The sequence below is a fragment of the Photobacterium sp. NCIMB 13483 genome, assembly GCF_003025475.1.
Classification (GTDB): Bacteria; Pseudomonadota; Gammaproteobacteria; order Enterobacterales; family Vibrionaceae; genus Photobacterium; species Photobacterium piscicola.
Window position 1 is genome coordinate 76,258 of sequence record NZ_PYLV01000017.1, and the last position, 17,249, is coordinate 93,506.

Consider the following 17,249-nt stretch of genomic DNA (forward strand, 5'->3'; position numbering starts at 1 on the left):
TAATCAGCTATTGAGTAAAACGATAACAATTAATATTATAACGGTTATTCTCTTTTACTCTTTCCTTTAATAAGCTTTTATATCAAATTTTAATAGCATTCGAGGTAACACATCATCAAGGTTTTGCACATCATTATCATTTAATTCAATGAGATTGAATCCATACTTTGTATACAGATTTTGTTTTATTTTCTTACGACTAGCATATTTAGGATCATCTTCTAATCCCCAAAATTCGATATATACCTTGCCAGTTGGAAGATAAAAATCACAATATAAATCTTCTTCAATCGGTAATTTTCGCTCATAGGCATGTACTATACCCGCCATATATAGCCAATTATCAATCAGCATTTCAGCTTTAGAGCGAACATAATGACCATCAGCGGCACGGTGTTTCGCTTCAAATTTTTGTCTAAAGTTAGATACGGAATTATCGGTACTTTTAACCTCTGCATTTATGCCTGTAATTTCATTAACAGAATGCAGTAAACTGCTATTTTTTAGTACTGTTTCATCCCATATTACATAGGGGATACCCGTACGTGAGTCTTCTTTTTGAACACCACCTAATCGAGAGCCAGATTGACTGACTTTCCAACCTTTTACCGCTTTATTGATCCAGCCTAATTCATCAAGTATTTGGTTTATCTTCTGTGATGATAATTTAAAATGGGTACTTATTTGAGTTGCTGATAGTTTTTTCCCATCAAACAATGGCGTAGTAATAATTTCTAATGCTTCAGGCCAAACGATATACTGTCCAAACTGAGATGATTGTTTATATTCCCCTTGTGCGGCTTTACCAATATCTGTTAACAACCATTCTTTATTATCACGAATAATATAACCAGCTTCAGCTAACTCACTAAATAAATTCTTAGCAACCAACCCCTTTGCTTTTGCTAACTGCGACGTTGATATTTTAGATGTCATCATACTCATCACCATAGTTAAATTTATAATAATATTAACTTTAGTGACCAATAGTTATAAGTAAAAAAAATACACTAATGTCACTTTCAACATGCATTCACTATAAAATTAGAGGTGTATCAAAAATATGACTATTTAAAATCCTAAATAATATGTGTTTTGATAATACATATTATTCCCTGACGCTCACAAATACTCATTCAAGGCCAATGAGTTATCTAATCTCATGCTTTTTACCACCGTTAATTAATAGATTAAATATAAGCTATCTTATTTAAAATTCACCAACATCAAAATTAAACCTTTATCACACAAATAAATACCCAAAAGGTATTTATTTATAAAATGGTGATTTTAATCACAAAACGTATTCCTTATAAACCTTATTGTAATCGCAAATGAGAGCGCTCTCACAACCAATCAAATCACAAAAGGCATTGAAATGAAAAAGATTTTACTTTGTTGTGCAGCAGGTATGTCAACCAGCATGTTAGTTAAGAAAATGCAACAAGCTGCAGAAGAACGTTCATTAGCAACGATGATTAATGCTATTTCGATTGCTGATATTGAAGATCATTTACCACAATATGATGTGGTATTACTTGGCCCTCAAGTTAAATATGAACTGGCTCGAATTACAGAACTTGCAACACCATTAAATACACCCGTTGCTGTTATTAATATGATGGATTACGGCACCATGCGGGGCGATAAAGTATTAGATACAGCCTTAGCTTTAATTGGTTAATTTATACCTCTTCTTTATTTTTATTATTTTAGTATCAATACAGCACGGCTTATACCGTGCTTGTAGGATTTATTATTGAAAGGAGTTCACTATGGGCCTTTATGTTTCGATGATGAACATCGTTGAAAATAAAATAGCACCCATTGCAGCTAAAATTGGCGGTCAACGTCATATTATAGCCATTCGTGATGGTTTTATTTCAGCCATGCCTTTTTTAATTATTGGCAGCATTATGTTAATTGTTGCTAACCCACCTTTTGATGCTGATACTCAATCATCTTTTGGTCAATGGTGGCTCCATTTCGCAAAAAGTAATTGGGACATAATTACTATGCCCTATTTTATGACAATGGGGCTCATGGGCATTTTTGTCAGTTTAGGGACCGCATATAGTTTAGCTAAATCATATAAATTAGATGGCCTAACCGCAGCGATGTTATCATTAACCGCTTTCTTATTGGCTGCCGCACCACAAATTCAAAATAAAATGTCGATGGACTTTCTTGGTGGTGAAGGGGTATTTACCGCAATAATTTGTGCATTATGGTCTGTTGAGTTAATTCATTTATTAAAAAAATACAACATCACTATCAAAATGCCAGAGCAAGTACCACCAGCGATTGCACGTTCATTTGAATTATTGTATCCCGTTATTGGTATTATGATCACGGTGTACCCTATTAGCTTATTCTTACAAAGCCAATATGGGTTATTACTTCCAGCGGCAATCATGCAACTGTTCCAACCGTTAGTCGCCCTCGGTGACACCCTACCCGCAATCTTAATCGCTTTATTAATTGCTAACTTATTATGGTTTGCAGGGATTCACGGTGACAATATTGTAACCGGCCTTCTTAACCCTATATTTATGGCAAACCTTGCCACTAACGCTGCTTTAATGTCAAAAGGCATGGATACCACGCAAATATTAACCGCCCCTTATTGGTCATTTTATATTTGTGTTGGCGGGTCTGGTTCAACATTAGTCTTAGCATTTCTTTATCTTCGTAGCCGCTCCATTCATTTACGTACCATTGGTAAACTTAGTGTTATCCCTGCCATCTTTAATATCAATGAACCGCTAATTTTTGGTTCCCCAGTAGTAATGAACCCATTACTTTTCTTCCCATTAATTATTGTTCCGATGATCAATGCAACTTTGGCTTATTTTGCTCTGCATTTAAATCTCGTTCAAAAAATGATTGCAATGGCACCATGGACAACGCCTGCTCCTATTGGCGCAATGATTTCAACTGCTTGGGATTACCGCGCATTTATCTTAGTTATTGTACTGATGGTGATTGATACCGTTATTTGGTATCCATTCTTCAAAGCATATGAAAAACAATTAGTTGAACAAGAAATCGACACGACGCCTGCTATGGCTAATGCCTAAGTATTACATTGTTATTAAAGGAAATATCATGGATATCGAACAAACTATTATGGAATTATTGGTCACAGCAGGCAGTGCTCGAAGTGCATCATTAATGGCCATTCAAGCCGCAAGAAAAAATGATTTTGAACAAGCACAACATTTCATCGATGAAGCCAAAGCAGCCATTAATCAAGCCCATAAAATTCAAACAAATTTAATTGGTCTTGATGAAGGCGAAGGCAAATTAAAAGTGACCTTAATCGTCGTCCATGCTCAGGATCATTTAATGAATGCCATGGTGATTCAAGATTTAGCACAAGATTTTATTGAATTGTACCGTCGTACTTCTGCTTTATAAGATAAGGAATAACAACATGAACACAGCAAAAATTGCCATTATTGGTGGCGGCAGCAGTTATTCACCTGAACTTATTGAAGGTATTATTCAACGTTGGCAACAAATCCCATTGCATGAGATCGCATTAGTTGATGTTGAAAAAGGCCACAATAAAGTAGAGATCATTTCCGCATTAACACGTCGAATGTTAGATCATAATGGGCTCTCAGATGTTACCGTCAGCGTGCATTTTTCCCCAGATGAAGCCATCAAAGGTGCTGATTATGTTCTAACCCAATTTAGAGTCGGTCAACTACCTGCACGTGCCGCTGACGAACGGTTAGGGCTGAAATATGGATTACTAGGACAAGAGACTACAGGCGTCGGCGGCTTTGCTAAAGCCTTACGTACTATTCCGGTTATGCTTGATATTGCTAAAAAAGTGGAACTACTCGCGCCAAATGCATGGATCATTAATTTTACTAATCCAGCAGGTATTGTTACCGAAGCAGTCTCACGTTATAGCAATGCAAAAATTATTGGACTGTGTAATGTTCCCGTCACTATGCACCATATGATTGCGACCATGCTGAACGCTGATTATAACGATGTACAGCTGCGTTTTGCGGGTCTTAACCATATGGTCTGGGCACACGAAGTCATATTAAAAGGTGAGAATGTCACCAACAAAGTGATTGAAATGCTTTGTGATGGTGCTGCACTTACCATGAATAATATTAAAGAAGAACCTTGGTCGCCTGAGTTTTTACGCGCATTAGGAGCAATTCCATGCCCTTACCATCGTTATTTTTATCAAACACAAACTATGTTACAAGATGAAATAAAACAAGCAGCTAATGAAGGCACACGAGCCGAACAAGTCATGAAAGTGGAACAAGAGCTATTTGAGTTATATCAAGATCCTAATCTTGATCATAAACCAGAGCAACTAAGCTTCCGTGGTGGTTCATTTTATTCAGAAGTTGCGATTGAACTTGTTTGTGCTATCCACAATAACTTAGGCACACGATTAGTGGTAAATACCACCAATAATGGTGCAATTATCGGCTTACCTGATGACGCCGCCATCGAAACAGATTGTATTATCGATAGCCAAGGCGCTCATCCCTTAGCCTTTGGACATTTACCTGATTCAATGCATGGATTAACCCAACAAATAAAAGCGTTTGAACGGTTAACTATTGAAGCCGCCGTTCATGGCAATAAAAAAGCGGCATTATTAGCATTAGTCACCAACCCTTTGATTGGCGATGCGCAATTAGCACAACCTATCTTAGACGACATACTTCGCATTAATGCTCAATACCTACCTCAATTTTCTCACTAACGATATGTATAGGAATGGCTTATTATGAGTCATTCCTATTTAAAAGAGATAATTTATGGTTACATTAGAAAATGTTGCAGCCCACGCAGGCGTTTCTCGCGCAACAGTATCGCGAGTAGTAAATGGTGACAGTAACGTTAAACTTGCTACTCGCCAACGAATAGAACAAGCAATTAGCGATCTTGGCTACAGCCCTAACCCTGCCGCTCGTGCGTTAGCATCCAGTCAAAGCCAAACCTTAGGCTTAGTCACTACCTCCTATCTTGGTGGCTTCTTTGGTATGTTAATGAATAATGTCCAAACAGAAGCCGATAAAAGCCATAAACAATTACTTGTCACACAAGGGGGAGGAACCGCAGCCAATGAGCTCAAAGCGATCACTAAATTATATAACATGCGCTGTGATGGTTTAATATTACATGTGCGTTGTATGACTGATCAGCAACTTATCGATTTATCGCAAACACATGCTTTTATTTTATTAGATCGACTCGTAATGGGCCTAGAAGCTCGCTGTATTAGCTTTGATCATCACTTAGCTAGCACACTCGCTACCCAATTTCTTATCCAACATGGTCATCGTCATATTGCTTGCATTAGTGGATCACAAACTCGCACCTCCAGTCGATTACGCTATCAAGGATTTATCGATACTATGGCGGCTGCAAAACTAACACCTATCGCCTGTATTTCCGGTCAATATGATTTACCTAGTGGCTATGATGCGTGCAATCAATTGCTTCAACAGCCTCTACGGCCAAGTGCGATTTATTGTTGTAACGAAGAAATGGCGTTGGGGGCATTATTGGCGATATCTGAATATGGGTTACGCATTCCTGATGATATTTCATTAATTTGCTATGACAGTGGCGAACGAGCAGCATTTGTTTCACCCAAATTAACCAGCCTTCATTTTCCTATTGCAGAAATGGCAACCATGGCAACAAAATTATTAATTAATCCAACCCGCATATGTGCTGCTTTTGAGCCTACTATTATTGATCGGGGCTCAGTGAAATGTCTTCCGCTATCAACGAATTAATCAGACAATCTCTTAAATAAAAAGCAGTAATAATAAACTATTACTGCTTTTTTATTTAATCCATCAATGGCTTATTTATCAATAGTAAAAGTAAAGAATTGACTGGTGCCATTATCATTGTCACTCACGATGTAACCACTCGCTTTTTTATTTGTTTGGGTTTCAATCGCAATAGATTCCGCTTTTGTAATAATCGCTTTACCGTTATTTTTCAGCTCTTTAGTATAGCCAGTTAAATCAATTGATGATTTATTTGCTAAGGCTTTCAATGGTAATACACCAACAAAGCTCCCCTGAATCGCGCCATCGCTGATGCTGCTATTATTATTACCTTCAACGGATGCAGTAAACAGCATGCTATCAGCATCTTTCCAATAATCGGCACCAGAGAAGCAAGCCTGTACACCATTAATTTTAGGCAATTGAACTTGATATACTTTTAAAGAAGGCAATGCTTGCGTTTTACCTTCTAAATAAGACATTAATTCATTTTTATCCATTGTGAAAATGGCATTTTTACCCTCATTACCTCTATTAAAGATAAAGATTTCATTACCAGTGCTCGCAATACCTTCAATATTGATTTTTTCTTGTTGAGTAAAGTTTGCTGCTTTATGCAGTTGAGCATATAAGTTAGACAGTGACAGTTTTTGATTTTCACCGCCATTGACAGGCATCAAATAAGCTTGCTCACGTAACACGGCTTTACTACCAGAACCCATCACTAAGTAATAAGGCTTATTAAGGTAATTAACCATTGTCATTGATTCAAAATCAGGCTTTATTTTGTAATTAATACGATTTTGTTCATTAACAGGAAAATGCTCAATCAATGTTTTGTTATTAATTTTAAAATCGTTATTAACACTAAATAGCCAAGGTGAATCATCACCTACAACCATGATTTTACCATTATTCACAACCATGCCAGAACCTGAAGAAAGATTATGATTAATGGTTGAATTCGCAATATCAAATGTAAATGAATGCGATGAATCAGCTGATGGTGAACAACCTGTAACAAGTAATGTTAGAGCGCTAAGAATACTAACTGTTGCTATTTTTTTGATATTCATTGGTATTTACACATTGAAATATTTGAGAGTAAAAAAATATTACGCTCATAATTCTAGCAAAAAAAGATATGCAAACATATATTCTATAAAACGCACTATAAAATAGCTTTAAAATTTAGTAATAAGCAAAATTTTAATACTAAAAATAATAATTGTATCTATATTATGTTTTGTTAATTAATTGAATTTTAAAAATATTATTGTTATCAATGCCAATATATTCACAAATAAACCCGATTATCAGTATAAATATTCTTTCTGGTTCTATTTTTATTCAATCTGTTTATTTTTAACACAACTAGAGGTTTATCACCAAAAATAGATCTATATTGCGATGTTTTTTATCATTATAAAATGTATAAACGCCAACAATAAAAAGAGTAACCATAATAAATGATTACTCTTTTTTATAGGATCTTCGTATAACGGTTACCCTAAATAATTAATGACGCACCGGTTTTGCTAGCCATACTAATGGAATCAGTAATAAACATAAGATCCCTGACAACCAAAATAAATCGACCGTTGACATCATATAGGATTGCCGAGTAATGACATTATTCACCGCATCAAGGTTATTGCCCATTGAATGAATAAACTGACTGACTTGATGATTAGCAACCGTAAATCCTTCTGCAATACGTGAATGGTGAAATTCCATTCGTTGATCCCACATCGTAGTAACAATTGATGATGAAAAACTACCAAATAAAGTCCGGAAGAATGTTGATAACGCGACCGCATTAGCTATTTGATCAGGTTTAACACTATTTACAATTAAATTTTGCAGTGGCACAAAAAAAGCCAACGTTGCCGCACCCTGAATCAATTGTGGCATCATAATATAATCAAATGAAGCCGCTAAATTATAAGTGCTTCGCCAAAATCCAACCACAGAAAAAATCAAAAATGCATAAGTTAAAATATAACGAATATCTATTTTTTGAACTAATTTACCAATAATAGGCGCACTCACAACCGCTAAAATACCGACGGGTGCTGTCGCATAACCTGACCATGACGCGGTATATCCCATCACCCCTTGTAACCACAGCGGTAACAATACTGTAGAGCCAAAGTAAACCATATACCCTAAGCTCATCACAATGACCGCAATCGTGAAATTTCGTTGGGTAAAGAAGCGAAAATTTACCACCGGGTTATCATGATACCATTCCCAAATGATCATACAGCCCCAAGAGAGAACAGCGACAAATGTTAATCCTAGAATTAAATTAGATTGGAACCAGTCATGATCTTTACCTAAATCAAGCATCATTTGTAGGCTACCCGCCGCCACTACTAATAGCCCAATTCCCATATAATCGACGCTTTCACGTTGGATTTTTGTTTCTTTACCTTTGAGTAGAAAAAACACTAACGCACTCGCAATAATACCGATGGGGGCATTAATGAAAAATATCCATGACCACGAGTAATTATCAGTTAGCACACCACCTAAAATTGGCCCCATAATAGGCGCAACAACAACCGTCATTGACCATAACGACATCGCTAAACCGTGTTTTTCTCTGGGGAAATTTCGCAATAAAATACTTTGTGATAACGGTGCTATCGATCCAGAAATAGCCCCTTGAATCACGCGGAAAAAAATCAACATTTCAATACTGCTCGACATGCCACATAGCATCGATGCAATAACAAACCCCATAGTAGCAAAGATAAATAATTTTACTTCACCAAAACGACGACTTAAAAACCCCGTCATTGGCATTGATATCGCATTTGCAGCACCAAACGCGGTGATCACCCAAATACCTTGATCGGTTGATACACCAAGATTACCCGCAATAGTTGGAATCGCGACATTGGCAATTGATGTATCTAAAATCATCATGAAGGTTGCCATTGATGTCGCTAAGGTAATCAATAGCAGTTTAACGCCTTTTAGTGGCACAGATTCATTCATTACATCACCTAAGCTTTAATAAGGCGGTTAACAAATGTCTCTACTTTTTTATCAACAACAGCCAAGCGTTCGTTCGTGGTCTTCTGTGCACTTTCATTGGCGGTAAACACAGCATAATCAAACGGTTTCGTCACTGTCGTTTTGGTGTCAACGGTCACTGTCATTGACATACCAACACGTAATGGATGTTGTTTAATTTGTTGTGAATCAATGTAGATACGGACAGGTACACGTTGAATAATTTTAATCCAGTTACCTGTCGCATTTTGAGCAGGAATTGCTGAAAATGCACTACCCGTGCCAGCGCCAATACCCGCTACAACACCGCTATAGGTATATTTATCACCATAAAGATCAGACTTAATAGTAACGGGTTGTCCTGGCTGCATATTATGTAACTGTGTTTCTTTAAAATTAGCTTCAACCCAAACATTATCTAATGGCACGATAGTCATTAGTGCTTGGCCTGCTTGAATTTGTTGACCCACTTGCACACTACGATTAACAACCATACCGCCTTTAGGCGCATAGATAGTGGCATTTTGTTGATCAAGGTAAACATGACGTAATTGCGCAATCGCCATTTGAACTTGAGGATTATCTAAAATGTTTTCTTGCGGCAATAATGTTTGTAGCGCTTGTAATTGTTTATTTAATGCAATTAAGTTTTGCTCTTTAATCATGACCGTATTTTTAGCATGCGATAACACTTCAGCTAATACTGAGCCATCTTTATCGCCCCCAATTCGACGCTTATAATCTTGCTTCGCTTGGGCTAACATAACTTTTTCTGCTGCTATTTGTGCTTTTAACTGCGCTATTTTCAAATAATTACTTTGTACATCGCGAACCGTATTTTTAAGGTTAGCTTCCGCTTGTTGTTGCTTTAATAACAATGGATTACGATTCAAGGTGACAAGCTGCGCACCTTGCTTAACTTGTTGAGTATCATCAACGTTGATGGCATTAACCGTGCCAGCCTCTTGTGCCGTGATCATTATTCGCTGGCCTGCAACATAAGCATCATCTGTACTTTGTGAGGTAGTCGGCATTAATAAATACGCAGCGCCTGCGGCTGCAATAAGCACAAAAACACTCATAATAGTATTGCGCTTTTTTTTAGAAGTAGAATTAAGCGGTTGATTTGTCATATTGAATCTCATCTTATTTATTGTGCTAGGTGACGGTAGTTTATTGTTAAGCGTGATAACCACCACCGAGGGCAACAATAAGTTGTAATTGATTTTGTAACGTGGCGTTATCAGCATTCGTGGTTTGAATAACCTGCTGATGCCATTTTATTTGTGCATTATTCATTTCTGAAAAGCTGGCTAATCCACGTTGATAGCGATGCTTAAAAATCATATAGGCTTGCTGATATTGCGTGGTTGATGCCACGGTAAGCGCTTGTTGTTGTAATGCTTCTTGTAAATTAACAATCGCATCAGAAGCTTGTTTTACAGCCGTAAGAACAGATTGGTTATAAACCGTCACTGCTTGATCATAATGAATATTTGCCGACGCATAATTAGCATCACGTACGCCACCGTCATAGAGCGGTAAGGTTGTGGCAATGGTTGCACCACTTAAAAACAGATCGGCTGGGTTCATCGAAGATAATTTTTGAAAAACGCCCATGACCATTAAATTCATATCAGGATAATAAGCTGCTTTAGCTTGTTTTATTCCTTGTTGATTCGCTTCAACCAACCATTTATTCGCAATAATATCCGCGCGACGCCCCAATAAATTCATTGGAATCGTCGTCATGGTATTCAATTGATTTATTGGGTGTGCATTTGGCGTTAATAGCGTTCCCAGTTGCTCTGGCGTTTTAGCTAAATATAACGCTAATTGGTTTTTTGCTAATTGCTGTTGAGTAACCGTCATTGAAAGCTGTGCTGATAACTTATCAAGATCGCCTTGCTGTTGAAATAATTCAGCTTTGCTTGCGAGACCACGTTTAATTTGATCGCTAATAACGGCTTTTTGCTTATTCGTTTCACGCAACAACAGCTGAAGATTTTGCTCTAAGCGGTAATTATTCTGTAAAGTAAAATAACTGCTGCTAATAGCCGCAGACAACAGTAACTTCGCTTGTACCGCTTGCGCTTCTAATGATAATTTTTGATTGGTTGCAGCAGCAATGATTGCCTTATTTTTACCCCAAAAATCAAATTGGTAAGAAAAAGAAGGCAGCAACATTCCTAATGCTGAATATTCTGCATTATGAGGGGATAAAGAATCTAAATTTGCCCCTATTGCCCCACCACTAATATTGAGATTTACGCTTGGTTTATCACCCGCTTGAGCTAAAGCAACCTGCTGAGTGGCTAATTCAATACGCTGTTGGGCTTGCTGTAAGGTTAAGTTATTCGTTAACCCTAATGTAATTAATTGGTTTAATTGCGGATCATTAAATTGAGTCCACCAATCCGTTTTTATGTCGCTAAGATCACGCTGATATAAATGAACTTGTTGGGCGGTTAGTAGTGAATGATGTTGTGGTTCAGAGGGTGGAATCATACTACATGCCGATAATAGCAACACCGCCGCCAAAGAAGATGCGGTGCGAGTGATATAAAATGCTTTCATTTTTCGTCCTAAATTACTTTATGGTATAAAGTATAAAGTGGAATCGATTGTTGTTATATACACTACAAAGGAAAAGACTGTTGCAGACAAAAAACAATAAAATTGGCTTTGATTTAAACACGATCGCAATATTCGCACGCGTAGTTGAACGCCAAAGTTTTACGCTAGCGGCGACTGAATTAGAATTAACAAAATCAACAGTAAGCCGAAAAATTGCAGAATTAGAACGTTATTTAGGAATTAGATTATTAACTCGCTCAACACGCCAATTAGTGTTAACAGCTGAGGGAGATACTTTTTACCGTTCTTGTTCACAGATTCTAGACGTCTTAGAACAATCTGAACTTGAAGTCACCGCGAGTCACGACCTAGTCTGCGGCACCTTAAAAATGGTCATGCCCGTAGAGGTAGGAAAAGGCTTTTTTGGCGATTGTATAAAAGCATTTATGGCTTTACATCCTAACTTAAAAATACATCTTGAATTATCAAACCGTAAAGTTGACCTTATTAAAGAAGGCTTTGACGTTATGATACAAGTTGGCGAAATTGAAGATTCATCGCTGATCGTCAGAACGTTCCATCATTCAACACGAGTATTAGTAGCAAGCCCTCAATACATAGAACAGTACGGCTTACCCCAAAGTTTGGCCGATCTAAAAGCGCCTCATCAACAAATTAAAATGATCAGTAGTGTTCGTACGGGGAATAAAAATGTATTAGAAGGACTACCTTATCGTTTTAAGGTCAATACATTAAGCGCCGCGTTAGATCTCTGTTTAGATGGTTTTGGAATTACCTACATTCCAGAATTTTTGTGCCGTAATCTTATTACTGAAGGAAAATTGGTCCATATTTTACCCTGCCTTTATGCCTCACAAGTTCCTATTCCCATCAGTTTTATTTATCCAGAACGCGATTTAATGCCTCGACGGTTACGTGCATTTATTGATTTTACAATCACACGTTTCCAAGATGAAATTCAGCGACGTAATCAGGAAACAGCTAATCATTCCAAATAAAGCATGTTATTAACGGAGGGGTTATCAAAGAGTAATCTATTTATTAATATCAATGACCATAATACTATTTTAAAGGCGTCATAATGGCTCCTTTAAAATAAGTAAAATAAAAACAATCAAACTTTGCATAGATATACGTATATTGACGTCGCTTTACATCGCAATAGGTAACATAAAGCTATCGTTTATATAGGCACAAAGTCATGACAACAACTCGCAATTTTATCTGGGCAATGATTGCCACAATATCAGCCTTTTGGTTTGCGATGGAACCGCACTTCTTTACTTCAACCAATCTCTTTGAATGGCGATCTTCCATTATTCAATACTCCGGCATTTTATCTTTGATATTAATGTCCATCACTATGATATTAGCCATGCGTTTATCTATGGTTGAGAACTGGCTTAATGGCATGGATAAAGCTTATCGAGTACACAAATGGTTGGGTATCAGTAGCATCGCACTCGGTATCTCACACTGGTTATGGTGCCAAGTTCCTAAATGGCTGGTAATGTCTGGCGTATTAACAAGACCGGTTCGTCAGCATAATTCAAAACCAGCGGCAACTGAGTTTAGTTGGAATGCGTGGGTCAATAATTTACATGGCTTTGCTGAAAATATTGGGGAGTGGGGATTTTATTTACTATTGGCCTTACTGATGATCTCGCTATGGGCCACGGTAAAATATAAACCCTTTAAATTATCACACCGCCTAATGTCAGTTGCCTATTTACTTATCGTTGTTCACTCAGTATTACTACTCAAGCATGCTTATTGGGGAGAACCTATTTATTACCTCACATTCGGCTTTGCTTTTATTGGCTCTATTGCGGCAATATATAGTTTATTGGGTTTTGTCGGACGCAGTAACCGCCACGCTGCTGTTATTGTCTCGACGCGTTATTTTCCACAAGCTGAAACAATGGAATTAATATTAAAACCAAAGAGTGCTTGGCAAGGACATACAGCAGGACAGTTTGCATATTTACGGTTTGGTAATGAAGATCCACATCCATTTACCATTGTTTCAGGCACTACCGACCCTGAAATACGTTTTTTAATTAAAGCCTTGGGGGACTTCACTACGGGATTGTACGAACGGGTAAAAATAGGTGATGCAGTAATGGTTGAAGGTCCCTATGGCCGTGTTAATTTCGACCTTAGCAAGCCACAAATATGGATTACTGGTGGTGTTGGTATCGCTGCTTTTTTCGCTACCTTAGAAACACTTAAAGGAAAAACGAACAATCCTCAAATAGATTTATTTTATTGTTGTCGAGGTATTGATAATAACTTAGCTGATGAGTTGTACTCTCTGACACAGCAAGCTGGCGTAAGGTTAAACGTAATAGATACCCTCCATTCACCGCGATTAAATATCGACGACATCGCAACTCAATGCGATAACGTAAATGATTATGATTTTTACTTTTGCGGGCCAGAAATCTTTTCAAAAACATTAAAAAAAGAGCTCGGTGCACGCTCCTTTGATATTGAGAAAAATTACCACGAAGAATTATTTGTGATGCGCTAAAAAACACATAAAAGAGATGACATATTCCTGCTATATATATCAATAATATGGCGGCAAAGGTAACGCGTCTCTTTTATTTTCATCGTGTAATCACATATTCTATAAATAATGAAGCTATGTTTTTAATTATCTCGATTTCATCATCATCAATATAAGTCTCAAAATAGATATAACATAATAAATTGATATTCACGGCATCTTTTTATTTCAAACGGTTAACATAATAACAACTATTAATGATTACTGATAAACAATCAAATAACATTTAAAACACAACAATGCGATTAAGATCTAACTTATTATTAAAGTAATTTTTGTTAGTTATTTATAAGATAATCATCAGCGTTTTTTTACTTCAATTAATAAATAATTATTCCATCTGTCTTTATCAATGAGAACAACATGGAATATATTTTTACACTATGTATAGTTGGGCTTGTCGCCTACTCAATGTTAAAAAAATTCAATCCCCAAGCAACATTAATTACCGCAGGCTTATTGTTGCTGGCTTACGCATCCATATCAGGAATTGCACCTGTACTTGCCGATGGGAAGACGCAAGGCGCACTATTTTTTGACCTCTGGCAACGTTTTACAGAAATCACCAATACCCGTTTAGGCAGTGTCGGTCTAACACTTGTCTCTATTGCTGGTGTTTCAACCTATCTAAACCACATTGGCGCATCTCAGGCATTGGTGAAAGCCACATCTCGCCCAGTTATGGCGGTAAAAAATCCTTATATCCTGTTGATACTCGTTTTAATATTTGTATCTCTAATGTACGTATTTATTACTGGTGCAACATCGTTATCATTACTCTTAATGGGCACACTTTACCCAGTATTACGTAATGCGGGTATTAGTGCGAAAACAGCCGTTGCTACTATCGTTATTCCAACAGCATGGGAATATGGCCCAGGGCAAATTAATGCGGTTATTGGTGCCAATACAATCAATGTTGAAATCATGGATTTTGTGGTAAACCATCAAACCATATTTCAAGCTATGCTACTTATTTTAATTCCTTTGGTTAACATTGTATGGCAACGTCATTGTGATCGTATTGACGGTTATAACCCATCAGAAGATAGAGGTAAATATTTAGAAACGCTAGAAAAACAACATGATGACAATGATATAGTACCTAAATTTTACGCATTGCTTCCCGTCTTGCCTTTTATCTTTTTATTTGGATTCTCAAGTATGGTAATGCAATCTATTACCATGACAATTCCAATTGCGATGATGTCAACAATCAGTATTTGTATCGTAATAGAAGCAATAAGATTTCGTTCAATTCAACGTGCCTTTGATAATTTTGAAGCGTGGCTAAAAGGCACCGGAATGATATTTGCGAGCGTATTAACGTTAATGATTGCGGCTGAATATTTCTCTGCGGGTTTAACTAATATTGGCGCCATCAACACACTAATTGATACCGCAAAATCATTTGATCTTGGTCCAAGCGGTATTGTTATTGTCTTTTCTGGCTTTATTTTATTAACCGCATTTATTACTGGTTCAGGCAATGCCCCTGTAATGGCTTTTATTCCTATCGTACCTCAAATTGCAACTAACTTTGGTGTTAATCCCCTACTTCCATTACTGCCTATTTTATTTGCAGCGGGCATTGGCAGAACAATGTCACCAGTTGCTGGGGTCATTATTACCGTTTCAGGCATGGCTGGCCTAACACCGATTGATGTTATTAAGCGTACCAGTGTTCCGATGTTAAGCAGTATGGTGGTTGTGTTAATCATGGCGGTTATTCAATACTCTTAATTAGCCCCATAATAAAAAATGATTCCCATCACAAATGGGAATCATTTCTTCATTTAAATTCACCAATAAATAATACAAGCTCCACACTCTATAATCACAATATGACAGTCAGCCAAAATAGTTAAGATAAGGCTGCGCTGACAATCGTTTTTAAATCAAAAAATCATCTTTTCTATTCTAAATTTCTTTATAATATTTAACGGCTTTATCAAGCACATCTAATGCCTGTTGCTTAGATAGTACACCTTGAATATCAACCTTTGCACCAGCACCTTTGTAGTTAGAAAACCATGTATCAATGATTGTTAACACGCCAGGATATTGCTGCTGTAATTGCTTTATAGAATGAACATTCTTAAATGGTGATTGCTCAGTTACAGGAACCGCAATTAATTTATCATCTTGTTCACCGCCATCTAGCATTTTAAGACCACCAATTAAGCGAACTTGTGCGACACTTCCTTGCACCATTGCCGAGCCAAGCACTAACACATCTAAAGGATCACCATCGCCACCTAAAGATTTAGGTAATGCTGTATTAGGAATCGTGCCATAGTTACTTGGGTAACCAAGATAATGCACAATCCGTGGTTGGCCATTTTTAAACTCCCAATTAATCACTGAGCCATCAACTTTACTCACTTCCCATTTTTCATTGCTTCCAGTAGGAATTTCAATGATGGCATTAATTGTTCCATTGTTATTTCTCGCGGGCGTTGCTGACAAATAATCTTGATCGGCTTTAATTGTATAAGTATCAACTTTTGAAAAGTTTGAGTCAGCAAACGCTGATGAACAACTAAGTAGCAGACTAATAAGCGCAATGTGATTTTTCATGAGTAATTACATATCCATTAAATAAGTTAACTTATCTTCTTGTAATTAAATGAAAATAAAATGACATAATTATGACGTTTTAAAGTACTTTTGTTAGACATAGCTTCGTGTAAGTGATGGGCATTGTTATCACCTCTTGGTTCAATTTAAGTTGGTTACGTTGATTGGTTTGTTATAGATGGTTTCTTAAATACTACAATGCGGGTTGAGGGGTAATGTAGATTGGTTTCGCTGGGGTATACCCTAATTAAAAGACTGTTGTGAGAGTTAACATCAAAAAACTGGAAATTAATGCATTGGCGCTCATATGGCATGATAGTACTATGATAGATTCGTTGAGATCACTGGCTCAGCATACGTAAAGGTATCATGAAAAAATGGATGTTATATGACTGAAAAAACAGAATCTAAAATGTCACCCAAATTATTCCTTAAATCTAGAAGGCCAGAACGTTTTTCTGATTCGGTGATAAAAGAAGTTGGAAGGTTAGATCGTTCAGTTTTGGAGTATCACTTATCTACTCTCAACAGAAGAAGCATGGAATTGGCATTTGAAGATTGAAGTGGTCAAGTAAAACTGTACACCTTTATAGGTGTTTAAATTAAGCGGCTGTTTCCATCACCACTGGCGGTAAATAGTTGTTATAACTATGGCCCCGCTTAGTGTTGTAATGCTGCAATATATA

15 protein-coding genes are annotated in these 17,249 nt (G+C 37.0%); 9 read left to right on the top strand and 6 right to left on the bottom strand.

Annotated elements, in window-relative coordinates; genetic code table 11:
• Positions 1 to 66 precede the first annotated feature (66 nt).
• Positions 67 to 936 carry a glycerol kinase gene (locus C9I86_RS13725; protein WP_107276683.1) on the bottom strand — a complete coding sequence of 290 codons (870 nt, stop codon included), beginning with the start codon at positions 934 to 936 and terminating at the stop codon, positions 67 to 69.
• Between the two features lie 442 nt (positions 937 to 1,378).
• Between C9I86_RS13725 and C9I86_RS13730 the strand changes: the two genes are divergently transcribed.
• The 5 genes from C9I86_RS13730 to C9I86_RS13750 all read left to right on the top strand — a co-directional run bounded on the left by C9I86_RS13730 (position 1,379) and on the right by C9I86_RS13750 (position 5,789).
• Positions 1,379 to 1,684 carry a PTS sugar transporter subunit IIB gene (locus C9I86_RS13730; protein WP_080156435.1) on the top strand — a complete coding sequence of 102 codons (306 nt, stop codon included), beginning with the start codon at positions 1,379 to 1,381 and terminating at the stop codon, positions 1,682 to 1,684.
• Positions 1,685 to 1,775: 91 nt separating this feature from the next.
• Positions 1,776 to 3,080, top strand: a complete 1,305-nt coding sequence (locus tag C9I86_RS13735; protein WP_107276674.1) for a PTS sugar transporter subunit IIC — start codon at positions 1,776 to 1,778, stop codon at positions 3,078 to 3,080.
• Between the two features lie 28 nt (positions 3,081 to 3,108).
• On the top strand, positions 3,109 to 3,420 hold the full coding sequence (locus C9I86_RS13740; protein ID WP_080156437.1) for a PTS lactose/cellobiose transporter subunit IIA: 312 nt from the start codon (positions 3,109 to 3,111) through the stop codon (positions 3,418 to 3,420).
• A gap of 16 nt (positions 3,421 to 3,436) precedes the next feature.
• Positions 3,437 to 4,747 (top strand): 6-phospho-beta-glucosidase, encoded by a 1,311-nt coding sequence (locus tag C9I86_RS13745; protein WP_107276675.1) that lies wholly within the window; start codon positions 3,437 to 3,439, stop codon positions 4,745 to 4,747.
• Between the two features lie 55 nt (positions 4,748 to 4,802).
• Positions 4,803 to 5,789 (top strand): LacI family DNA-binding transcriptional regulator, encoded by a 987-nt coding sequence (locus C9I86_RS13750; RefSeq protein ID WP_107276676.1) that lies wholly within the window; start codon positions 4,803 to 4,805, stop codon positions 5,787 to 5,789.
• Positions 5,790 to 5,860: 71 nt separating this feature from the next.
• Here C9I86_RS13750 and C9I86_RS13755 read toward each other — a convergent pair whose 3' ends face one another.
• The 4 genes from C9I86_RS13755 to C9I86_RS13770 form a co-directional block, all read right to left on the bottom strand.
• Entirely contained in the window at positions 5,861 to 6,865 is a 1,005-nt protein-coding gene (locus C9I86_RS13755; RefSeq protein WP_080156440.1) for a hypothetical protein, read from the bottom strand.
• A 442-nt stretch (positions 6,866 to 7,307) separates the two neighbouring features.
• Complete coding sequence (locus tag C9I86_RS13760; protein WP_080156441.1) at positions 7,308 to 8,795, bottom strand: DHA2 family efflux MFS transporter permease subunit; 1,488 nt, start codon at positions 8,793 to 8,795, stop codon at positions 7,308 to 7,310.
• Between the two features lie 8 nt (positions 8,796 to 8,803).
• Entirely contained in the window at positions 8,804 to 9,946 is a 1,143-nt protein-coding gene (locus C9I86_RS13765) for an HlyD family efflux transporter periplasmic adaptor subunit (protein ID WP_107276677.1), read from the bottom strand.
• Between the two features lie 46 nt (positions 9,947 to 9,992).
• Positions 9,993 to 11,390 (bottom strand): efflux transporter outer membrane subunit, encoded by a 1,398-nt coding sequence (locus tag C9I86_RS13770; protein ID WP_107276678.1) that lies wholly within the window; start codon positions 11,388 to 11,390, stop codon positions 9,993 to 9,995.
• A gap of 80 nt (positions 11,391 to 11,470) precedes the next feature.
• On the opposite strand from C9I86_RS13770, the gene C9I86_RS13775 reads away from it, so the two are divergent.
• From C9I86_RS13775 to dcuC, 3 genes are all read left to right on the top strand, one after another.
• Positions 11,471 to 12,409: a LysR family transcriptional regulator gene (locus C9I86_RS13775; protein WP_107276679.1), complete on the top strand. Its 939-nt coding sequence runs from the start codon at positions 11,471 to 11,473 to the stop codon at positions 12,407 to 12,409.
• A gap of 203 nt (positions 12,410 to 12,612) precedes the next feature.
• Positions 12,613 to 13,944, top strand: coding sequence for a ferric reductase-like transmembrane domain-containing protein (locus C9I86_RS13780; protein WP_107276680.1), 1,332 nt, complete (start codon positions 12,613 to 12,615; stop codon positions 13,942 to 13,944).
• Between the two features lie 402 nt (positions 13,945 to 14,346).
• Positions 14,347 to 15,726, top strand: coding sequence for a C4-dicarboxylate transporter DcuC (gene dcuC / locus C9I86_RS13785; RefSeq protein WP_080156446.1), 1,380 nt, complete (start codon positions 14,347 to 14,349; stop codon positions 15,724 to 15,726).
• Positions 15,727 to 15,903: 177 nt separating this feature from the next.
• Here the strand turns inward: dcuC and C9I86_RS13790 are convergent, their stop codons facing one another.
• Complete coding sequence (locus C9I86_RS13790) at positions 15,904 to 16,563, bottom strand: inorganic diphosphatase (RefSeq protein WP_107276681.1); 660 nt, start codon at positions 16,561 to 16,563, stop codon at positions 15,904 to 15,906.
• Between the two features lie 388 nt (positions 16,564 to 16,951).
• Between C9I86_RS13790 and C9I86_RS20085 the strand changes: the two genes are divergently transcribed.
• Positions 16,952 to 17,125 (top strand): hypothetical protein, encoded by a 174-nt coding sequence (locus tag C9I86_RS20085; RefSeq protein WP_158258948.1) that lies wholly within the window; start codon positions 16,952 to 16,954, stop codon positions 17,123 to 17,125.
• Positions 17,126 to 17,249: the final 124 nt, after the last annotated feature.